Origin of the sequence: Pedosphaera parvula Ellin514 (assembly GCF_000172555.1) — a bacterium.
GTDB lineage: Bacteria > Verrucomicrobiota > Verrucomicrobiia > Limisphaerales > Pedosphaeraceae > Pedosphaera.
In genome coordinates, this window is the sequence record NZ_ABOX02000041.1 from 16507 (window position 1) to 34658 (window position 18152).

Sequence of the window (18152 nt, forward strand, 5' to 3'; positions counted from 1 at the left end):
CCGTGTCTTTAAAAGTCATTAAAAAGTATTCTGTCCTGATTGCAGATGACTCTGAAGAAGACAGCTTTTTCATGGAGCGTGCGCTTCGTGAATCGACGCGCTTTCAGGTGGTCGGTTCGGTGCGCGACGGTGAGGAGGCTGTTGCCTACCTGGGGGGGACGGGAACTTATTCCGATCGTCAACTTTGGCCCTTCCCAGACTTGGTTTTAATTGACCTGAAAATGCCCCGACTGGATGGCTTCCAGGTTTTGGAGTGGCTCCAAAAACAAAATTTTTCCTCATTGAAGGCGGTTGTGCTTTCGGGTGCATCCATAGCGGGCGATATCCAGAGGGTGCGAAGCCTGGGTGCGGATGCGTTTTATGCCAAAACTTTGCAACATGCCAGGTTGATTGAGTTGGTCAAAAATCTTGAGGCATTCCTGCTTGATCCGACTTCGGTGGGGGCCATTCCGCCCTCATCAAAGTAAACGTCAGGCAGGCGGGCAAGGAATGGGGATCACAGTGCCTACAACCAGGCTCGTTTCATATCCCTTTGGAATAGTTTCACAACCAGCCATGAGCAGAATGCGGGGATTGCCACAAAGTAGTTACCAGGAAGTTGGGAGTGCCAAATGATCGCGGAAATCAGAAAGGTTATCGGTGCCAAGACCTAACCGGCCTTGATGACAATCAATGTTCGATCATCGTGCGGTGGGATATCTGCGGTGAATTGGCGAAGTCGTTCAAAGATGCTCTGCAATATTTTATCCGCATTTTCGTGTGCGACGTTTTTGATGGTGTTAATCAACCGATCACGACCGAATTCCTCATCTTCACCATTCAGTGCTTCAGTAATGCCGTCGGTATAAAGGGTGATTATATCTCCCGGAAGCAACGGCAATTTGCATTCTTCCAAACGCTCGTCGAGTCGATGAATCCGGTCCATGCCCACCGCCATTCCTTTTGGAGCGATCACATCCATAACCCCGGTATTTGCGTGGTACCAAAGTACAGGATCATGACCTGCACGCACGAAGGTAAAGGTCCGATTATTTGTGTCCAGAATTCCGTAAAGGATGGTGACAAACATATCCTCGCGCAAATCGGGTATGACTGACTCGTGCACATGTTGCAAAACCTCCGTTGGAGATTCACTTAATCGCGCCTGCGCGCGGATGGCAGAACGGCAGATCGTCATCACCAGCGCGCTGGGTATGGCCTTCCCGGAGACATCGGCGATGACGATTCCTACCCTCGAATCGTTCAGGGGAAGAAAATCGTAATAATCTCCACCCACATGACGCGCCGGGAGGTTGTAGCCCTCGATTTGGAAATTCTTCACCGAAGGAGCATGGCCAGGGAGCAACATTTTCTGTATCTCACTGGCCACGCGCAAATCGCTGTCCAACTGTTTTTGTTGGGCTTCAAGGGTGTAAAGCGTGGCATTATACAGGGAGATCGCTGCATGATCCGCCAGCGAGTCGAGTAGAAAAAGATCGTTGGCATTAAAGTAATCTGCAGCTTCAGCTTTTTCCTTGTTAACCACGGCCATCACGCCGAGAACTTCATCCTTAAACTTTAGCGGGATGAAAATGGCAGTCCTGGTCTGTAACTCAGGGATTTCATGCTGAACCAGGCGGGGATCCCGCAATCCATCCTGGATGAGCACTGGCTTGCCACTGCGGGCCACCTCGCCAATAATTCCTTCGCGCAGGCGAACCCTTTGTGACTTTACAAGTTGTTCCAAACTGGTCTCCGAAGCCGGAGATTGCGCCTTGACCGTCTCAGGAATTGGCAGGGCAGGGGGAAAAGGACCGATGACAACCTCCGCCTGAAGATATTGCTTTTCCTTATCAAAGAGAAAGACCGCGCCAGCCGCAGCCTGGGTAGTGGTTACGGAAAAGTTGGCAATCATGTAGAGCAACTCGTCGAGATTGATTCCTTCGGTGAACGCTTCGCCCAGATCGTGTAGAAAATCGAGAATGTATTTCCGACTCTTATTCAACAACTCCACCTTTTTGACCAACTCGCGATTTCTGCGCTTTCGCTCGGTCAATTTCCAGGCCTGCAAAGCGAGGATCGCGATACTAAGGAGAACAATGGAAGCCAGGATCTCAGATTCAATGGCAACCGTGCCGAGGGCAGGTAAAAATGTTACAGCCTCATGTGGCGCTTTGAAGATCACGAACCGGTTTTGTTTCGCTTCAAATCTTCCGTTAGAAACTGGGCCACATCCTTAAAGCGTGGCACATTGGCAGGAGAAATTTCCATCAAAGTCTTGTGCGCTTCCAGGCAGTTGAGCGTGACCTCATCACGGGTTGTTTTTACCGGGGGCGGAATATGTGTGGAAGCCTCCTTGGGTAGTTCAAAAGTCCCGTTTACCACTTTGAACAAATGTATCACACCCAGGTTTTCAAGAAGTTCGGCAATGCGCGTATTAGGATTGAGGAGTTCAATCGCCCTGCCGTTTGGCGTCCCATCCGGAACCTCTGGCGATGGCGCCGTGGCTTTCAATCCAAAGCCCGCCAACACTCCCAGAAAGGTGCTATCCATCAGCAGGCAATCCGTGAGATCCAAAATGAAACACGAAAATCCCTTCTGTAGCAGTTCATTGACCACGGTCTTGAAGTCAATGCTCGACGTGAAATTCGCGCGCCCAATGATCTTGATGCAGGCTAACTGCCCGGACGCAAAAACCATTAGTTTGGCCGAGGGTGTACTCATATCAGGAGCCGCTTTTTACAAACCAATATGGGATTGACACTTGTATCAGTCAAGGCCGGTCGGCCTGTTCCCAGATCATTTTCCAGGTTTATCATCTTTGTCATTTATGCTCGAAGCGGTTGTTTCGCTGAACCCACAATTTCTATCAGAGTCTGTTGCAAAATTAAAGCCTCATCCAGGCTGCTGGATATCAGCCGTTGATTGCACTTCAAAAGGAGATCCATTGCCCTGATTAATTCCGGCTGGCTATAACGTTGCGACTGGGGGAAAGCCTTGAACAGAATGTACGGATTAATCGAAAGCGGATTAAATCTCTTATCCTCAGGCAGTTTTTCCACCGGAACCCGTTCCAACTGTGCTTTAAAACGTTGATAATCCTGTGCCGGTTTTATCCAACCTTCGCGCACCATCTCCTTCAGCAGAATCATCGCCCGCACCTTGCTGATCAACCCGTACAAAAGTCCAATCTCCGACTTCTGCGAATCAAATTTCATCTCCCAAAGTTCCTCATCCAACCGGCGTAACAACTTGGGCAAGTCACGATCTCCCAGGGCATCTCCCAGGGCAAATGCACGAGCTGATTTATTCCGCGTGCAAATCGCCGCCACGTCATCCAGTTCAATGTCACGGCGTTCGCCTACATAAAGCGCGAGCTTTTCCGCTTCACTATTCAACTGCCTTGCGCTCGGCCCAACGTTGGCAACCAGCTCCGCCAAAGCCTCATCAGAAATCTCCTTCTTTAACCCGCGTAACGTCTGCAACGCCATCGTCTCGGCCTGCTGCATCCAATCCTTGTCATCGATCGACAACCCCGCGAACGATTCCACTTCACCCAATTTATCGATGGTTTTGTAAAAGACCTTGCGTTTGTCCACCTTGCCGGCACTGATCAACAAGCGCACATTGCCCCAGGAAAAATCCTTCAGTTCCTGCGCCAGTTCACCCAGGGTCTCGGTAACTGCTTGTGCGCTGGCGGCCCTTTCGTCTCCTAAAAAATTGCAGTTCTGCAACCAGACCGCCTTGCCTCCGCCAAAAAATGGCAGGGTTTGCAATGCTTCCCGCAGTCGGGCAATGACTTTGAGCGCCTCGCCGCTGTTCGATACACCCGCATCGATCATCTCATGATCCATGCCGCCCAATTCCTGGGACCATTGCTGAAAAAGCTGTTTGGCGCGCTGCTTGACGGCGAACTCATCATCACCACAGACGAGGACCAGGGACGCGGGCTGCTTGGCAGCTGAAGAGGGCATTCGGTTTATTCCAACTCGCCACCATTTTCATTGATGCGATCCAGCACTTCAGTCATATCTTCGACCTGTTCGAAGAGCGGGGCGGAGACGAAAATGGGACGTTTTTGAGCAGTGGCCATCGCGATGCAATCACTTGGACGGGCATCAATCTCCACAATTTTCCGGGCCAGTTCATTCTGCTGATTTAGAATCAGCCGGGCAAAGTAAGTCGAGTTCTTTAACTCCGTGATGATCACCCGATCCACCGAGATGTTGAAGCCCTTCAAAATGTTGGCAATCAAGTCGTGTGTCAGCGGGCGTTCCTTGGGCGTTTCGCGAAGAAACATGCCAATGATCTGCCCCATGGCCGGTTCCACGTTGATGACAAAAACCTTATCGTCATTACCAACGAAGAGTGCGCAACCACTGGGAGCAGGCAAAATCCCACGAATTTGCACTGGCACGACATCATTCTTCATAACCACAGTTTATGACTTAAATTTGAAAAAACAAGCCTTCGTCACGCAATTGGATGGTCCAGTGAGGCAATGGGTTCTACTCGATTCCTTAACCTTTATTAGGCTGAAATTCCCGTTGTGGGCCTCACGCCGGCTATCAGCCAAATCATTCCGGGATACCGGCAAAGGCATGGCTCACAACTGGTCACCAACAATTTTCACACGCATGGTTTATCCAGAAGCAGCAGTTCAGTCGATCGGTCTTGGAAAGAGTTGCTTAAAATTAAAAGCGTGGGGAGTTGGCCCGTTTTGATGCAGCGAGAGGAGCCTCGTCGCGGAATCCTGGATGCTGGGAGTCGCCCCGGCTGAAATCCACCAGAGCGCAAGTTGTGGCTTCTCGAAGTGTGTCATCCAGGCTTGCTGTTCACGGAGCATCTCGATGTGATTGGTGCGGTAAACGTAATTCTTCAAATCTTCGACAGTTTCCCAAACCGACATGTTGTAGAAAAGCCGCTCGGGTTCAAACGGGGTGAAATAGGTTTTCAACACGCGTAGTGCCTCGGGAGTCGCCTGTGCGCCGGGCAGTCGCCAGACGAAGCCGGAACTATTTTCAGCAAGCTGATTCATCTCATCGATGCGGTCGACAAGTTTGGACATCACAGGGTCGCTGGGAGCGGTTCGCATCCGGGCGATGTTCACTTGAGCGAGGTGATAGTCCATTTTCAATATTTTACTGGTTCGAGCTTTAGCGAATTGAGGTTCAACCAAAATGGATGCCCCGGTGAAAGCAGCGCGTTGCGCGAACTGCCGCTGCCATCGTCGGTCGATACCGTCATCAGGATGCGATTGTCATCCTCAGAGATGCAATCCAAATGGTGAACAGAGGACTTCTTTCCATTATTTAAATCCTCCAGCTCCCTGGCGGTCAGGAGTGGATGCGGAACCAGTGTGCCCAAAGGCGCAGGTTTGTCCGGAATATCGAATCGCACCAGCGAGGAGTAATCGCTTAACCCGGGTGTGGTGGGCTTTTGCACAATCAGGTAAACCACGCGACCGTTGCTATTGATAAGGGGACTGGCGCAGGCATGACCCTGGGGAGGTTCAAAAACAAACTTATCGTTGCCGCGCATAAACTCGACCTTGCCCCGAAGTTTGCCTCCCAATGTCACTTTCAGCCCGCCCGCAGTTGCCGTGGCTGGCATGGTGAAGGAGTGTCCAGCCGCGTACTTTTTCAGGCCAAATCCCAGGAGCATGACACTCGCAACGCCGAGAATAAAGGTGCAGGCGACACCAGCAGCGAAACCAAGGAAAAAGTTTTTCATAAATCGAGCAAGATCACCGACGCACTCTTTTCGTCAGGGTGCTGATGAGAGAGAATGGCGTCAACATGAAATTGCCTGCAAATTCGGCGGTGAGATAATGAATCGTTCTATTGATTTCATTCGAAATCGACGCTGATCGCGATTTGACAGAGTCTGGATATCACAGTAATTTCCGGCTACTTCACACCAGTTGTAGCACATTCACAAAGACGTCTGGATTCTCGAACCTCAGATTGACTCTCGTTGCATTGGTTTCCCCAATGTCTAGTTAGGCTCAGTCACAAATTTTGTGCTCGGACGAAGTCGAATGCGACTCTCCCGGCATAATCGGCAGGACCATGACCCACCTTTCTCACCAGCGGATCGAACTGGCAGTACCCCGTGGTTTTGAAACAAACCCATAAACTGAAAAAATCGAAAAGGCAAATCAATGAAGACCGCAATCAATAAAGACAATGGATTCATAAAAAAAGCCGTCCGGCTTTTATCCGTTGGCATCATCGCAGCGACCTGGCTTGGCGCCTCGCAGCGCGCGGACGCCACACTTGTCAGCCACATCAATCCCTGCACGGCCCGCACTTCCGATGGCCGCTTGACCGTGTTTGCCATAGGCGTCGGCACCGCCGGAACACTCTATCAAAATTATCAGACCTCTCCTGGCGGTTCGTGGTCCGGCTGGGTTGCCATGGGCTCTGGCAACACTTGGAATCCCTATTCAATTCCAGCGGTCGGCGTCAATGCGGATGGCCGTTTGGAAGTCTTCGTCGTCGGCACGGACGGCACGATCAACCATATCTGGCAAAAGACCGCCGGCAGCAGTGCCGCTTCCAATTGGTCCACCTTCAACACCTTCAGTTCGCATGTCAGCACGACAGCCAAGCTCGCGGTTGGCAAGTGGGCCAATGGAGTGCTCGATCTCTTCGTCGTCGGTACTGATGGCGTTCTTTATGAGAGTCACCAAAACACTCCCAACGGCACCTGGAGCGGATGGTCCAGCCTGGGCGGAAGCTGGTCGCAGGACAATGACATCGCGATTGCAAACGATGCGAATGGCGAACTGGAAATATTCATGGTCGGCAACACCGGCAATCTCTACAACAACTGGCAAACCTCGGCCAACAGCACCAGCTGGCACGGCTGGAATGATCTGAGCGGCGCAATCTCGCAAACCGTCCGCGTCGCCGCTGCCCGTAATCACAATGGAACAATTGAGGTCTTCACCATTGGCACCGATGGGGTCGCTTATACAAAGAGCCAGACGGGCCAGAACACCCATACCGTATGGACCGCTTGGAACAGTTTGGGCGGAAGTTGGAACACCCTGGTCAAGCCGGTAGTGGTCGCCGATCAAAATGGCGCCCTCGAATTGTTCCTCGTCGGCAACACTGGCAATGTGTATCATAATTACCAAACCGGTTTCTCCACATTCCCCACCGGTTCGTCCCCTTGGTTCAAGTATCCGATCTGCGTGCCATTCGGCAATCCGAACTATGACGTGCAATATGGCGGCGCGCATGATGAAGATGTGCAGACTCCGCTCGACACTCCCATTACATCCATTGTTAGCGGCACGGTATCCAGCATTGATACACCGTCATGGGGTTGGGAAATTGGCATCCAAGTGGATCAACCCGCCAACGCCGCGTATTTTGCCTATCTGCATTTGGGTGCCGTTAACCCGGCTCTCTCGGTCGGTTCATACGTGGCCGTCGGTGATTTAATCGCCTATTCGGGCGGAGCTAATTCCCAGGCTATGCTTGATGGTAAAACCACCACTCCGTTTGGACCGCAGTTCATCAATGATCCCTCCCAGAGCAGTCAACCTCAAACCGGCTTCGCGTATATGTATGGCCCTGAATACGGAGTGGGTGCCGGTTGGACGCCATCGCCCGACTTCAACCTGGACCCCACGGCCACCCTGAACCAGACCATCGCCAATTACAACGCGGGAACATATGGGAAATACAACTGGTCCGGTTGGCAGAATCTCAACGGCAGTTTTACGCAAACCATCCGGCCTTGTGTCGGCGTCAACAACAGCGGAACGCTGCAAGTGTTCTTAAACATCGCCAACGGCGCGATGGACACCGCCAACCAGACCGCGATCAACAGCACCACTTGGTCCAGTTGGACCAGCCTGGGTGGCACTTGGTATTAAATTAAGACTCAATCAATTTTCCGCGCAACCGCCTGGCCGGTTGCGCAGGAGATGTGCGATTGTTGCTGTGGGTAGGGCCGCGTCACTCCGTGCGCGCCGCACTGAACTGGCCCGCGATCCAATATGAATTTTCGTCTCATCCGCGTACGCGGGCCTACCACCCAATCCTACCACAACCTCCGGGATCACCCGCCCATTCCGGGGACAGCAATCGGTACCATCGGCGCTCCCACCCGCGCAAACGACTCACTCTGCCAAGGCTTTCCAATCTCGATAGGCTTGTGCCATTTCCAACGCCGCGATTTCCGGCGGTACCCTTCCGACGCCTGTGGCCAGACCTGGACAGTAGATATGCGAACAAAGGTCAGGATGTTGGCGTGCGATGCGAAGGACGGCGCGCATGGCGCGTTGGCAGTTCAGGCTCTCTACCATTTCCGGCATCACCATTGTGGGCGCAACAATCAGATGCGGAATGCGCGGATTGCCGGTTGGGACAATGATGCAGGCACCGACCGGGAGAAGCCCTTCAGGACGAACAGCAATGGCTGCTTGCACGGTTTTCTCAATTTCCAGACCAAAGAAATCTCTGTATGCGGCATCGATACCACCATCCATAAAACCGTAACTGTTCGCAGGCGAGACGATGCAGCCGTGAGCGACGTTCAAGAGATCACCATGTTGAATTTCAACTTCCGGAAAGTCTGCGAAGGCATCAAACCAGGCGTTTACAAGGGCTGGGTTAATACCGATGAGATGGAGATGCATAGGCGATCTAACGAACATAATTTGTTTGCCAAACAATCAATAGAGAAAGGTTATAAAGCAGACAAATTAAAGCGAAGCATTTTGTTCAAATTGTTCAAGAAATTGGATTTGGCGCTGAGTTTCAATGGCAACCCTTTCGACCGAGCGGATAGTGGTGATTGCGGACTGGGCTGAGGCGCCATGCGAGATGAGGTAGGCGCCGAGAAGGGTGCCGGTGCGGCCAAGGCCGGCTTCACAGTGCACGGCGACAGGATGGTTTTGTGAATGTTGCTCGTTGACGTAGCGGACAAATTCAGCAGCCTGTTCGTGTGTGGGAGGAAACCCATCAGGAACGGGCAGGCAAATAAAAGCAAATCCAGCGGATGCGTAGACCGAGGAATCAGAAGTCAGGTTAATGAGCGAGACAACCGCGCGTATGCCTGCGGAGTGGAGGAGTGGCAAGTCGTCCTCAAATGCCGACAATGGTCCGCCGTGATTCATGCGACGTTCGGGATGAATGAACGGCATGGGCATGCCTGCGAGCAGATTGGGAATGGCCCACCAGAGGAGGTTATTTGGGGTTGATGAATTCATGGCTGATGCTCGCAGTTTAAGGGTGTCTGAATGTGCCTAAAAGTGGCTGCATTTGCTTCACTTGCGGATTAACTGTTTCATCCCATGGAAGGTTTCCATGTTTGTCGGGCCATACGAGTTGCAACGTGGGAAACTCTTCGTTGATGCTGCGGTAAAACCAGAGAGCGGTCCCGAGAAAGTAACCGTAACACCTTCGATCGACATCGATCATGGCAACATCAACCGTGTCGAAGAGATCATGCACTGTATCGCCGTGTTGAAAACGTCTTCCTTGCTGAATTAAACGGCAGATGTTGTTTATGGTGATCGCCGCGGTTTTAGGCTGCAAGCTGAAGATCACGATTTCCGGATGCATAAAGTGGAGATAAAGTCCGACGGAAAAGGAATAGGCCGGACCGTGTTTATCTTCAGGGATGGAAATGATCTGGCACTTATGGTTGATGATATCACGGATGAGTTTATCATCTCTTGCATCTTCCGGTTTGGGCCATTTGAAGTTTGGAAGCATTTTGAAGATCGAGGATAATTTGTGAAAGGCGGATTGGCGAGAGTTTAGGTTGTGGACCGCGTCCGCGGATGGGCTCAATGGGACGAGTAGAATCACCGACGAGGTTATACCAGATGCCAAAATTAATTTCCGAAACGGGGAAAAGAACCGGAATGAACGAAGGAAAAAATTGAGGAAAATGGAGACTGAAAAACCATGGCCTTGGGAATGAAAACTTTATTAGTCATTGGGCGCAGGGTGCTTTTGATTTGAGGCAAGGCCGGCAACGCCGCCTCAAATCCAAATCCCTCCTGCCATTCGGAAATTTCTTTCGGCATTCGGCATGGAATTTGGGGCGCTTCCAAGCGGATATCAACCTCAATCGCTATAGCGGTGGAAAACAACACAATCGTCGGGTACGCGCCTGGTTCAATCCGCGCCCTCTGCCAGGGAAGAGGGCTGGGAGAACCTGACGCATGGCAGAGAGGTTTCGTCTGGTTGGAAGGAGGTCAGCGCCTGCGAACAGGAAATCTGCTCCTCAACATTAGGCAGGTCATCGCCGGTAATTTTTTCGTCCTCACTTGAAGGCAAAAGCCTTTCGTCCCCTTTTTCTCTCAACATAAAGGATATTATTACAGGCCATGGTGGGCGTGTCCATGGGGTGAACAGCCTAAGCAAGGAGCGGTTCGCGAGTAAAACTGGAAAAGTTTCAAGTTACCAATCAGACATTCGCCCCAGCTGGGTATTCGACTTTCAGGCCGCTTCACCTTTACAAAGCGTTGTAAAGGCAAACCCTCTCTCGCTTGGGCAAACGAGAGAGGGTGAGGAACCAGTCGGGAGCAAAGCTTAGTTACTGCGCGTGGACTTGGGAATCTGGGTTAGCCAGATTTGCTCTTCCATTTGGAAGCGGGGTGCTGGTTCCCATTCGACCGCGCCATCCACCAGTTGGTGCATCTGGTGAAACCACCAGGAGGCGCGGTTGGCGCGACGCTCACGCTGAATGACGCGCGGGCACTTATTCGCTTCTGCCAATTCGAGTTCCATTTGTTGGTTTGTCATAAAATGTCTTTCGTTATCTTGATACAAACCTACAGAGGGGGGGTGGACATTGGCTGTCCAACCCCCTTTTGTTGATAAAATTTATCCTTTAGAGCGTAAGCTGCTATAAGTTAGCCGCTTACAACTCAATTTAGCAGAAGGGTATGAAAAATATTTAAGAAATCAGGCCGAAAAACGAGAAATGTGGCGGTAACCAACCTGCGTCTTGAAGGAAAGGATATTGAACTGAAAAATCAGAAGTGAATCGGATTCGTTTATCGAAACGGGCTGAGCTATAGGGTGGAACTCACCAAACAAAGTTCGTGACGGTGACCGCTGTGCGAAATTCCGCGTGACCATCAACCAGCAAAACATTGCCGGCAGGTTTCTCTTTGTGCCAGCCGCTGGGGTTCGACGGATAAATGATTTGGCCATCAGCAAAGAGCACGGTGCGCGAAGGTTGATTCACACTGGAGGAAGGCTGGCCATCAAGTCCGCCATCAAAGGGAGGGTAACCGATGCAGTTGAACATATAAGAGTTGCCGACCCATTGGAACAAAGTATTGGCCCCGGTATCGGCACGCCCCTTGTCAGCAGGGCAAGTGACGGTTGCTTCGTTCAAGCCATAATAATTGAGGGGCCGATCGATGCGATTGAAGATGCCTCCCTGGCCATTGTAAAGATTGCCATTGGTGCGACCGGCCCATACAAACATTTCCATGCCATCGAGGGCAACATTGGCATTAGTCCAAAAGAAGCGTTCGTTGAATTCAGGTAGATAGAGGTGCATGGCGACACCGCATTGCTTGAGCTGGGAGAGGCATTGGGTCGTGCGTGCCTTGGCCCTGGCGGTGGAAAGCGCGGGGAGAAGCAATCCGGCGAGAATGGCGATGATGGCAATAACGACGAGCAGTTCGATGAGCGTGAAAGCCCAGCCAGTGATACGACAGGGCGACAGATAATTTATTTTTCGATTTCGCATTCTGATTCTCCGCAAAAATGGGCGCACTCTGGAACCGGGTGTCTGGACGCTCCGAAAAGGGTGCCGAAGAATGGACGTGAATAGGAAAGGATTATTCAAGAATTTCAAAGGAAGAAAATGGAGGACGGCAATTATCGGCAGCTAAAGATGATGAATGGCGGTTCACAATTGTTTAACCAAATGATTAGAGGGGAAAGCAAAGAATGTTGGGAGATGAACAAGGCAGGTGTGTTGGAGGCTATTGCCTCTAACGGTGGGTGAGATTACAATTAGAACGGATTAAGGGACTGCTTTGGGCCTTAGGGATTTTGTAAATGGAATAGGGATTTAATATATGAACTTGGATCGATTCACGGTGAAAGCTCAGGGGGCGTTGCAAGATGCCCAAAAGATTGCTCATCAACATCAGAATCAGGAGATTGATGGGGAGCATTTGTTGACGGCATTGATCGATCAGGAGGAGGGGTTGGTGCGCCCATTGCTGGAGAAATTAGGCGTTCCTGTTGCGCAATTGTCTTCGGACCTGCAGCAGGCGATTCAGAAGCGTGTGAAGGTGCAGGGAACTAGTTCGGGCGATACCTTTCTCAGCAGTGCTTTGAAAAAGGCTCTCGATGCGGCGGACGCGCAGGCTGGCAAGCTCAAGGATGAATACGTCAGCACAGAGCATTTGCTGTTGGGACTGCTCAGCGAAGGTGATGGCGCACTGAAAAAGATTTTCCAGAAATACGGAATTAAATTTGATGCAGTGCTGAAGGCCCTGGCGGAATTGCGCGGAAATCAGCGGGTGACCGATCAGAATCCGGAGGATAAATTTCAGGCATTGGAAAAGTATGGGCGCGATTTAACGGCACTGGCAAGGTCCGGAAAAATTGACCCGGTGATTGGCAGAGATGAGGAAATCCGTCGGGTGATGCAAGTGCTGACCCGACGCACAAAGAATAATCCCGTATTGATTGGCGAACCTGGCGTGGGCAAGACGGCGATTGCGGAAGGATTGGCCCGGCGCATCGTCAGCGGTGATGTGCCGGAGTCGCTGAAGAACAAGAAGCTCGTAGCGATGGATCTGAGCGCCATGATTGCCGGCGCGAAGTATCGCGGCGAATTCGAGGATCGGTTGAAGGCGTTCCTGAAGGAGATTACATCGAGCGAAGGGAAAATAATTTTGTTCATCGACGAATTGCACACCCTGGTCGGCGCGGGCGCCGCCGAGGGAGCGGCGGATGCAGCAAACATGTTGAAACCTCAACTGGCGCGTGGAGAGTTGCGCTGCATCGGCGCGACGACGTTGGATGAATATCGCAAACACATTGAGAAGGACCCGGCTTTGGAGCGAAGATTCCAACCGGTCTTCGTGGAAGAACCGAGCGTGGAAGCGACAATCGCAATTTTGCGTGGATTGAAGGAGCGCTACGAGGTGCATCATGGCGTGAGAATTCAGGACTCAGCGTTGGTGGCGGCAGCGACACTCTCGCATCGCTATATCACGGATCGCTTTCTGCCCGACAAGGCCGTGGATTTGATGGATGAAGCGGCGTCGAGACTGCGCATGGAGCTGGATTCGATGCCCACCGAAGTCGATAAACTCGAACGGCAGATCATGCAGTTGGAGATTGAGCAAGCCGCTTTGAGAAAGGAGAAAGATGAAGCGGCACGCGAAAGGTTAAGAAAGATCGAGAAGGATTTGGCCGAACTGAAAGAGCAGTCGAGCAAGCTTAAGGCGGAATGGCAGAATGAAAAGGCCGCCATCAACGCGGTGAGCATCATCAACGAGCAACTCGAAAACGCCAAGATGGACCAGGAGAAGGCGCAGCGCGCAGGCGACCTGAATTTGGCGGCGCAAATCCAGTATGGCCGAATTCCGGAACTGCAAGCGAAATTGGCGGCCGCCCAGAAGGCCTTGCATGAAAAACCGGATGGCAAGCGTTTGCTCAACGAGGAAGTCACCGAGGAGGACATTGCGCAAGTGGTCGCTTCCTGGACACATATTCCAGTCAGTCGAATGTTGGAAGGCGAGCGCCAAAAACTGGTGAAAATGGAGGAACGTCTGCAGAAAAGAGTCATCGGACAATCCGAAGCCATCGCTGCCGTCGCCAACGCAGTACGCCGTTCGCGCAGCGGACTGCAGGACCCGAACCGTCCGATTGGCTCATTCATTTTCCTGGGGCCCACCGGTGTCGGTAAAACCGAGTTGGCGCGTGCGCTGGCAGAGTTTTTATTTGACGATGAAAACGCCATGGTGCGCATCGACATGAGTGAATACATGGAGAAGCACGCCGTGGCGCGATTGGTTGGAGCGCCTCCGGGTTACGTCGGTTATGAAGAAGGCGGGCAACTTAGCGAAGCCGTTCGTCGCCGCCCGTATTCCGTCGTGCTTTTCGATGAAATCGAGAAGGCGCATCATGATGTGTTCAATATATTGCTGCAGGTGTTGGATGATGGCCGCCTGACGGACGGGCAGGGGAGGACGGTGGATTTCAAGAACACCATTATCATCATGACGAGCAACATTGGCTCGCCGATTATCCAGGAGTTTTATGGTTCCGGCAAAATGTCCGCCAAAGGACATGCGGAAATGGAACAGCTCGTCCGCATGGAATTGAAAGCGCATTTCCGGCCGGAGTTTTTGAATCGCGTGGATGACGTTATTATTTTCCACAGCCTGAATGAAGAGCAACTTTCGCATATCGTGGACATCCAGTTGAATCGGCTGGGCAAACGCTTGGAACAACATAAACTGCAACTGGACGTGGACAAGTCCGCGAAGCAACTGATCGCTAAGGAAGGCTATGATCCGCTGTTTGGCGCACGTCCGTTGAAACGGACCATCCAGGAATTGTTGCTGGATCCTCTGGCCATGAAGATACTTGAAGGTGAGTTCAAATCAGGTGACCGGATCAAAGTGGAGGCGCAGGACGGTGAGTTGGCATTTCAAAAGGAGAAATAGCTGAACTCAAGCGCGCTCCCGTTTTTCAACCTTGAGATTCACTCCGCCCAGCGGCTGAAGCGTGATGGCAGCAAAGGGTTTGATTACATAATTCGGTTGGGCAGTCAGTCTGAATTGTTGCGTGATGGTCGCCAGCGCCAGGATGGCTTCCATCATTGCAAAGGAACTTCCAACGCAGACCCGCGGTCCGCCACCGAAAGGGAAATAGGCGAATTTGGGAAGAGTGTTTGTTTCCTCGCTGCCCCAACGTTCCGGCACGAATTTCTCAGCGCTCTTGAAGTAACGTTCATCCCGATGCTTCAGCCATTGGCTGAGTAACATGGAGCTGCCGGCTTTGATGGCATGCCCGGCAAGCTCGAAGTCTTGAATGGCCTCCCGGCCTATGATCCATGCGGACGGATAGAGCCGCATCGTCTCTTTAATCACCATCTCCGTATAAGGCAGTCGTGGCAGATCGGCTATATTGGCTGCGCGATTACCGAGCGTGGCGTCGATTTCGTTTTCAAGCTTCTTCTGAACATCCGGGTTTTGCGATAACAGATAGCAGGCCCATGAAAGCGCCAACGCAGTCGTATCCAAACCAGCGACCATAAGAGTGGTAAGCTCATCACGGAGCTGTTGATCCGTCATCTGACTTCCATCCTCACCTCGGGCACGCAGTAACATTGAGAGCAAGTCTCCTTCATCCCGTCCGCTGGCACGATGCTCAGCAATCAAGCCGTAAATAAACGCATCCAACCGGCGCATCACCTGTTCATACCGGGGTTGTGTGATGGATTCGGGCAGCAGGTTAAAAAGAATTCTGTACCATTGCCACTGCTTGGTGAAACGTTCCATCACCACTGCCGAAGCTTCACCCAACTCATTTATTTCCTTTGGCACAGCCGAGTTAAAAAGCGTCTTCGTTACAACTTCCGTTGTCAGTCGCATCATATCCAGATGGATATCGCGGGTTTCTCCTCCTCTCCAGGATGCAGTCATGCGACGCGTAAATGCCACAATCACCTCCGCATGACTGGCAATACGATCGCGATGAAATGCAGGTTGCGCCAGCTTGCGTTGCCGCATCCAAAATTCACCTTCACTCGTAAGCAATCCCTGCCCAAAAAGTCGTCGCATGAATGGAGTGCGGTAACCAAGCGTCTTCCGAAAAATGCGTGAGTGCGAAGCCAGAACAAAGTCAATGTGTTCAGGCGAATTAAGAATATAAACGGGACGGTTGATAAAACGCAGAGCAACAAAATCCCCGTGCTCTCGAGCGCAAAATTCAAGAAACCCAAGTGGGTCTTGACCAAATTGCGTCAGATTGCCAAGCAGGAACGAGCCTCTTGGTCCGGAGGATTTCAATGAATGTGTTCCATGTAGCATGACACCTGTCACATTATCAGACACTAAATGCTTTTGCGATATTTTGAATCATTTTCCGATCTCTATCCAAAAATCACATCTTCATGCCATTTAAAATTTCCAGTGGGTAAGCAATCCTAAGTGCGCCTCATGTCAACCTGATAAACAAAACATTGCTGTAATCAGATCGACCTAACTCAACCCAAATCAGAATGAAAACAAATCAAAAAAACGCACATGCTCCTCAGACTGGTATTTGCAAATATTTAAGCCTTGGCTTGCTTGCCCTGGGCATGGCTGCTGCCGTGGGGACTGCTTCGGCCCAGGTTACCTATACAGTTTTCGCGACGCGCGAAGGACTGGTCGGAGGTAAAACTGCCAGCGGCCATGTGATCCAGACGCATGATCATTTTGTTGCCCTCCCTTCCGGCACAGTAACTGATTGCAGCGGATGCTCAACTTATACGGTCAATATTTATTGTCCCGCCACTGGCAAGCGGGTTCTAAATGTACCGATCTACGATGTGGGGCCATGGAATACGAAGGACAATTACTGGCATGTGCCGCGCGCGGAATTTACCAGTCTGGCTCAGGGGCTTCCTGAATCCCAGGCTGCCTTTCAAAATAACTTCAATGGCGGGCTCGATGAATTCGGCCGAACAGTCCTTAATCCTGCAGGAATCGATCTGGCAGACGGAACTTTCTGGGATGATCTTGGCATGACAGGCAATGATTGGGTGCAGGTTACCTATAATTGGCAGGCCCCGACGCCCACTACCTATATAGTGGACAACACCAGTTCCGGGTTCTCCGCTTCCGCCAATTGGGCTACCGGAACCTCCTCGGTGGATAAATACGGGAGCAACTATCGGTATCATTCCACACAAGCCGTCAGCGATGAGGCCACTTGGACTGTTAATCTCGCAGTTGGCGGTTCCTACGCAGTTTATGTATGGTACCCGGAAGGCTCCAACCGCTCTACCACGGCTCCTTTCATCATCAGCACCTCCAGTGGCACTTCTACTGTCCAGGTCAATCAACAGCTCACTGGTGGACAATGGGTCAAGCAGGGCACATTTTCAATGAACTCAGGTGCCAATACGGTGAAACTCTCCTGTTGGACCACCGCGGGATCTGTAGTTGTGGCTGATGCTGTCAAATGGGTTAAACAATAGTATCTGAAGCAGATTAATTCTTATGCACATCATGGCCGTGGGAACAACTTCTTCTCACGGCCAATTCTGTTTCCCTTATCGCAGACGTATGAAAGCCTGCCAACCGTGTCAGACGAGCATCGTTCCCCGGACATTTGGACAGCTTCAACCAAATCGAGGTGTTACGTTCGCGTCCGCTGCTAAAGGTTTGATGTCTTGGAAAATCTCGCCGGAATTTGTAAAGTAGGATGGTATGAAAAAAATCTCCGTTCTGGTTTTGATCCTCGGCTTCGTGGTTGGCTTCAAATATTTTTCCAAACGGCAGCCTGAGAGCGCGAAGCAGGTCAACATACAGGAGGCGACCCCGGAGCTGAATGAGCGGGTTAATCCGGTTAAGCACAAATCATCTCGACAGAACGGCGCCCCCGAATCCGGGGAACTGACTCCAGTTGTCGCGACGCCGACGCCAACGCCGGCTACGGAAGTAGTGGCAGTCGCGCAAAAACAGCCAGTGAGCACAGTCATCACCAATACTGCTGCTGATTTTGCCAAAGGTGAGACGAACAATGTGATTCTCAGTAACGGGCTCATGCAGTTGGGTGATGATGCAACTCCAACAACTTTTCAAAGCAACTACAAACTTTTTGGCATCTTCCATTCTCTTCCTCAAGATCTTCCGGCGCCGATCGACAGGGTGTTTCCCAATTATCAGGCAACGATTCCAGACGGGGGTTCTCTCATGTTTGCCTTTCGCACCCGCTCGGCCGATGGCAATTGGTCAACCTGGACCGAGGTGAATCCCGATCAGCTCAATGAGCCATTCATGTTGGAATCTCCCGGCGTAAGTTTGCAATACAAACTGTCGCTCTTTGGCAACGATGCGGCAACCAGTCCCAAAATTGCGAGTGTTCTCATGGGAACACAAACTGCGGCTGAACCAGCCGAAAGTCCTAACGCTGGTGTGAACAACGCGCCAACCCAGTGAGAAATAC

18 protein-coding genes are annotated in these 18152 nt (G+C 51.6%); 5 read left to right on the top strand and 13 right to left on the bottom strand.

Annotated features, from left to right (window positions below):
• The first annotated feature begins 2 nt into the window (after window positions 1-2).
• Window positions 3-467 carry a response regulator gene (locus CFLAV_RS23685; RefSeq protein ID WP_050785932.1) on the top strand — a complete coding sequence of 155 codons (465 nt, stop codon included), beginning with the start codon at window positions 3-5 and terminating at the stop codon, window positions 465-467.
• Between the two features lie 182 nt (window positions 468-649).
• On the opposite strand, the gene CFLAV_RS23690 is transcribed toward CFLAV_RS23685, so the two are convergent.
• The 6 genes from CFLAV_RS23690 to CFLAV_RS23715 all read right to left on the bottom strand — a co-directional run bounded on the left by CFLAV_RS23690 (window position 650) and on the right by CFLAV_RS23715 (window position 5712).
• Window positions 650-2164, bottom strand: coding sequence for a PP2C family protein-serine/threonine phosphatase (locus CFLAV_RS23690; protein ID WP_007417391.1), 1515 nt, complete (start codon window positions 2162-2164; stop codon window positions 650-652).
• On the bottom strand, window positions 2161-2703 hold the full coding sequence (locus CFLAV_RS32985) for an STAS domain-containing protein (protein ID WP_007417392.1): 543 nt from the start codon (window positions 2701-2703) through the stop codon (window positions 2161-2163). Before CFLAV_RS32985 ends, CFLAV_RS23690 begins: the two co-directional genes overlap by 4 nt.
• Window positions 2704-2807: 104 nt before the next feature.
• Entirely contained in the window at window positions 2808-3953 is a 1146-nt protein-coding gene (gene holA, locus CFLAV_RS23700) for a DNA polymerase III subunit delta (protein ID WP_007417393.1), read from the bottom strand.
• A gap of 5 nt (window positions 3954-3958) precedes the next feature.
• A complete protein-coding gene (locus tag CFLAV_RS23705) occupies window positions 3959-4411 on the bottom strand; it encodes a bifunctional nuclease family protein (RefSeq protein WP_007417394.1) in 453 nt (150 codons plus the stop codon).
• A 228-nt stretch (window positions 4412-4639) separates the two neighbouring features.
• Window positions 4640-5110 carry a DUF3291 domain-containing protein gene (locus CFLAV_RS23710; RefSeq protein ID WP_007417395.1) on the bottom strand — a complete coding sequence of 157 codons (471 nt, stop codon included), beginning with the start codon at window positions 5108-5110 and terminating at the stop codon, window positions 4640-4642.
• Window positions 5111-5112: 2 nt separating this feature from the next.
• On the bottom strand, window positions 5113-5712 hold the full coding sequence (locus CFLAV_RS23715; protein ID WP_007417396.1) for a hypothetical protein: 600 nt from the start codon (window positions 5710-5712) through the stop codon (window positions 5113-5115).
• A 430-nt stretch (window positions 5713-6142) separates the two neighbouring features.
• Between CFLAV_RS23715 and CFLAV_RS32990 the strand changes: the two genes are divergently transcribed.
• Window positions 6143-7870 (top strand): DUF8189 domain-containing protein, encoded by a 1728-nt coding sequence (locus CFLAV_RS32990; protein WP_007417397.1) that lies wholly within the window; start codon window positions 6143-6145, stop codon window positions 7868-7870.
• A 246-nt stretch (window positions 7871-8116) separates the two neighbouring features.
• Here the strand turns inward: CFLAV_RS32990 and CFLAV_RS23725 are convergent, their stop codons facing one another.
• The 6 genes from CFLAV_RS23725 to CFLAV_RS36645 all read right to left on the bottom strand — a co-directional run bounded on the left by CFLAV_RS23725 (window position 8117) and on the right by CFLAV_RS36645 (window position 11715).
• Window positions 8117-8671, bottom strand: coding sequence for a macro domain-containing protein (locus tag CFLAV_RS23725; RefSeq protein ID WP_202796949.1), 555 nt, complete (start codon window positions 8669-8671; stop codon window positions 8117-8119).
• 30 nt (window positions 8672-8701) lie between these two features.
• On the bottom strand, window positions 8702-9208 hold the full coding sequence (locus tag CFLAV_RS23730) for a phosphatase domain-containing putative toxin (protein WP_007417399.1): 507 nt from the start codon (window positions 9206-9208) through the stop codon (window positions 8702-8704).
• A 16-nt stretch (window positions 9209-9224) separates the two neighbouring features.
• On the bottom strand, window positions 9225-9716 hold the full coding sequence (locus CFLAV_RS23735) for a DUF4262 domain-containing protein (RefSeq protein ID WP_007417400.1): 492 nt from the start codon (window positions 9714-9716) through the stop codon (window positions 9225-9227).
• Between the two features lie 408 nt (window positions 9717-10124).
• Window positions 10125-10316: a hypothetical protein gene (locus CFLAV_RS23745; protein WP_007417402.1), complete on the bottom strand. Its 192-nt coding sequence runs from the start codon at window positions 10314-10316 to the stop codon at window positions 10125-10127.
• Between the two features lie 225 nt (window positions 10317-10541).
• Window positions 10542-10754: a hypothetical protein gene (locus tag CFLAV_RS23750; protein WP_007417403.1), complete on the bottom strand. Its 213-nt coding sequence runs from the start codon at window positions 10752-10754 to the stop codon at window positions 10542-10544.
• 286 nt (window positions 10755-11040) lie between these two features.
• Window positions 11041-11715 carry a prepilin-type N-terminal cleavage/methylation domain-containing protein gene (locus CFLAV_RS36645; protein ID WP_007417404.1) on the bottom strand — a complete coding sequence of 225 codons (675 nt, stop codon included), beginning with the start codon at window positions 11713-11715 and terminating at the stop codon, window positions 11041-11043.
• A gap of 334 nt (window positions 11716-12049) precedes the next feature.
• On the opposite strand from CFLAV_RS36645, the gene clpB reads away from it, so the two are divergent.
• The gene (clpB, locus tag CFLAV_RS23760) at window positions 12050-14659 is read left to right on the top strand and encodes an ATP-dependent chaperone ClpB (protein WP_007417406.1); all 2610 of its coding nucleotides are present in this window, start codon (window positions 12050-12052) and stop codon (window positions 14657-14659) included.
• Between the two features lie 6 nt (window positions 14660-14665).
• Here the strand turns inward: clpB and CFLAV_RS23765 are convergent, their stop codons facing one another.
• Window positions 14666-16027, bottom strand: a complete 1362-nt coding sequence (locus CFLAV_RS23765; RefSeq protein WP_007417407.1) for a cytochrome P450 — start codon at window positions 16025-16027, stop codon at window positions 14666-14668.
• 191 nt (window positions 16028-16218) lie between these two features.
• Between CFLAV_RS23765 and CFLAV_RS23770 the strand changes: the two genes are divergently transcribed.
• On the top strand, window positions 16219-17181 hold the full coding sequence (locus tag CFLAV_RS23770) for a DUF8814 domain-containing protein (protein ID WP_007417408.1): 963 nt from the start codon (window positions 16219-16221) through the stop codon (window positions 17179-17181).
• A gap of 232 nt (window positions 17182-17413) precedes the next feature.
• Window positions 17414-18145 (top strand): hypothetical protein, encoded by a 732-nt coding sequence (locus tag CFLAV_RS23775; protein ID WP_007417409.1) that lies wholly within the window; start codon window positions 17414-17416, stop codon window positions 18143-18145.
• The last annotated feature ends 7 nt before the right edge of the window (window positions 18146-18152 follow it).

What these genes read in the sequence shown, in the direction of transcription:
- CFLAV_RS32985 (WP_007417392.1), bottom strand. Translation starts at nt 2,703, where the DNA reads ATGAGTACACCCTCGGCCAAACTAATGGTTTTTGCGTCCGGGCAGTTA.
- holA (WP_007417393.1), bottom strand. Translation starts at nt 3,953, where the DNA reads ATGCCCTCTTCAGCTGCCAAGCAGCCCGCGTCCCTGGTCCTCGTCTGT.
- CFLAV_RS23705 (WP_007417394.1), bottom strand. Translation starts at nt 4,411, where the DNA reads ATGAAGAATGATGTCGTGCCAGTGCAAATTCGTGGGATTTTGCCTGCT.
- CFLAV_RS23710 (WP_007417395.1), bottom strand. Translation starts at nt 5,110, where the DNA reads ATGGACTATCACCTCGCTCAAGTGAACATCGCCCGGATGCGAACCGCT.
- CFLAV_RS23715 (WP_007417396.1), bottom strand. Translation starts at nt 5,712, where the DNA reads ATGAAAAACTTTTTCCTTGGTTTCGCTGCTGGTGTCGCCTGCACCTTT.
- CFLAV_RS32990 (WP_007417397.1), top strand. Translation starts at nt 6,143, where the DNA reads ATGAAGACCGCAATCAATAAAGACAATGGATTCATAAAAAAAGCCGTC.
- CFLAV_RS23730 (WP_007417399.1), bottom strand. Translation starts at nt 9,208, where the DNA reads ATGAATTCATCAACCCCAAATAACCTCCTCTGGTGGGCCATTCCCAAT.
- CFLAV_RS23735 (WP_007417400.1), bottom strand. Translation starts at nt 9,716, where the DNA reads ATGCTTCCAAACTTCAAATGGCCCAAACCGGAAGATGCAAGAGATGAT.
- CFLAV_RS23745 (WP_007417402.1), bottom strand. Translation starts at nt 10,316, where the DNA reads ATGTTGAGAGAAAAAGGGGACGAAAGGCTTTTGCCTTCAAGTGAGGAC.
- CFLAV_RS23750 (WP_007417403.1), bottom strand. Translation starts at nt 10,754, where the DNA reads ATGACAAACCAACAAATGGAACTCGAATTGGCAGAAGCGAATAAGTGC.
- CFLAV_RS36645 (WP_007417404.1), bottom strand. Translation starts at nt 11,715, where the DNA reads ATGCGAAATCGAAAAATAAATTATCTGTCGCCCTGTCGTATCACTGGC.
- clpB (WP_007417406.1), top strand. Translation starts at nt 12,050, where the DNA reads ATGAACTTGGATCGATTCACGGTGAAAGCTCAGGGGGCGTTGCAAGAT.
- CFLAV_RS23765 (WP_007417407.1), bottom strand. Translation starts at nt 16,027, where the DNA reads ATGCTACATGGAACACATTCATTGAAATCCTCCGGACCAAGAGGCTCG.
- CFLAV_RS23770 (WP_007417408.1), top strand. Translation starts at nt 16,219, where the DNA reads ATGAAAACAAATCAAAAAAACGCACATGCTCCTCAGACTGGTATTTGC.
- CFLAV_RS23775 (WP_007417409.1), top strand. Translation starts at nt 17,414, where the DNA reads ATGAAAAAAATCTCCGTTCTGGTTTTGATCCTCGGCTTCGTGGTTGGC.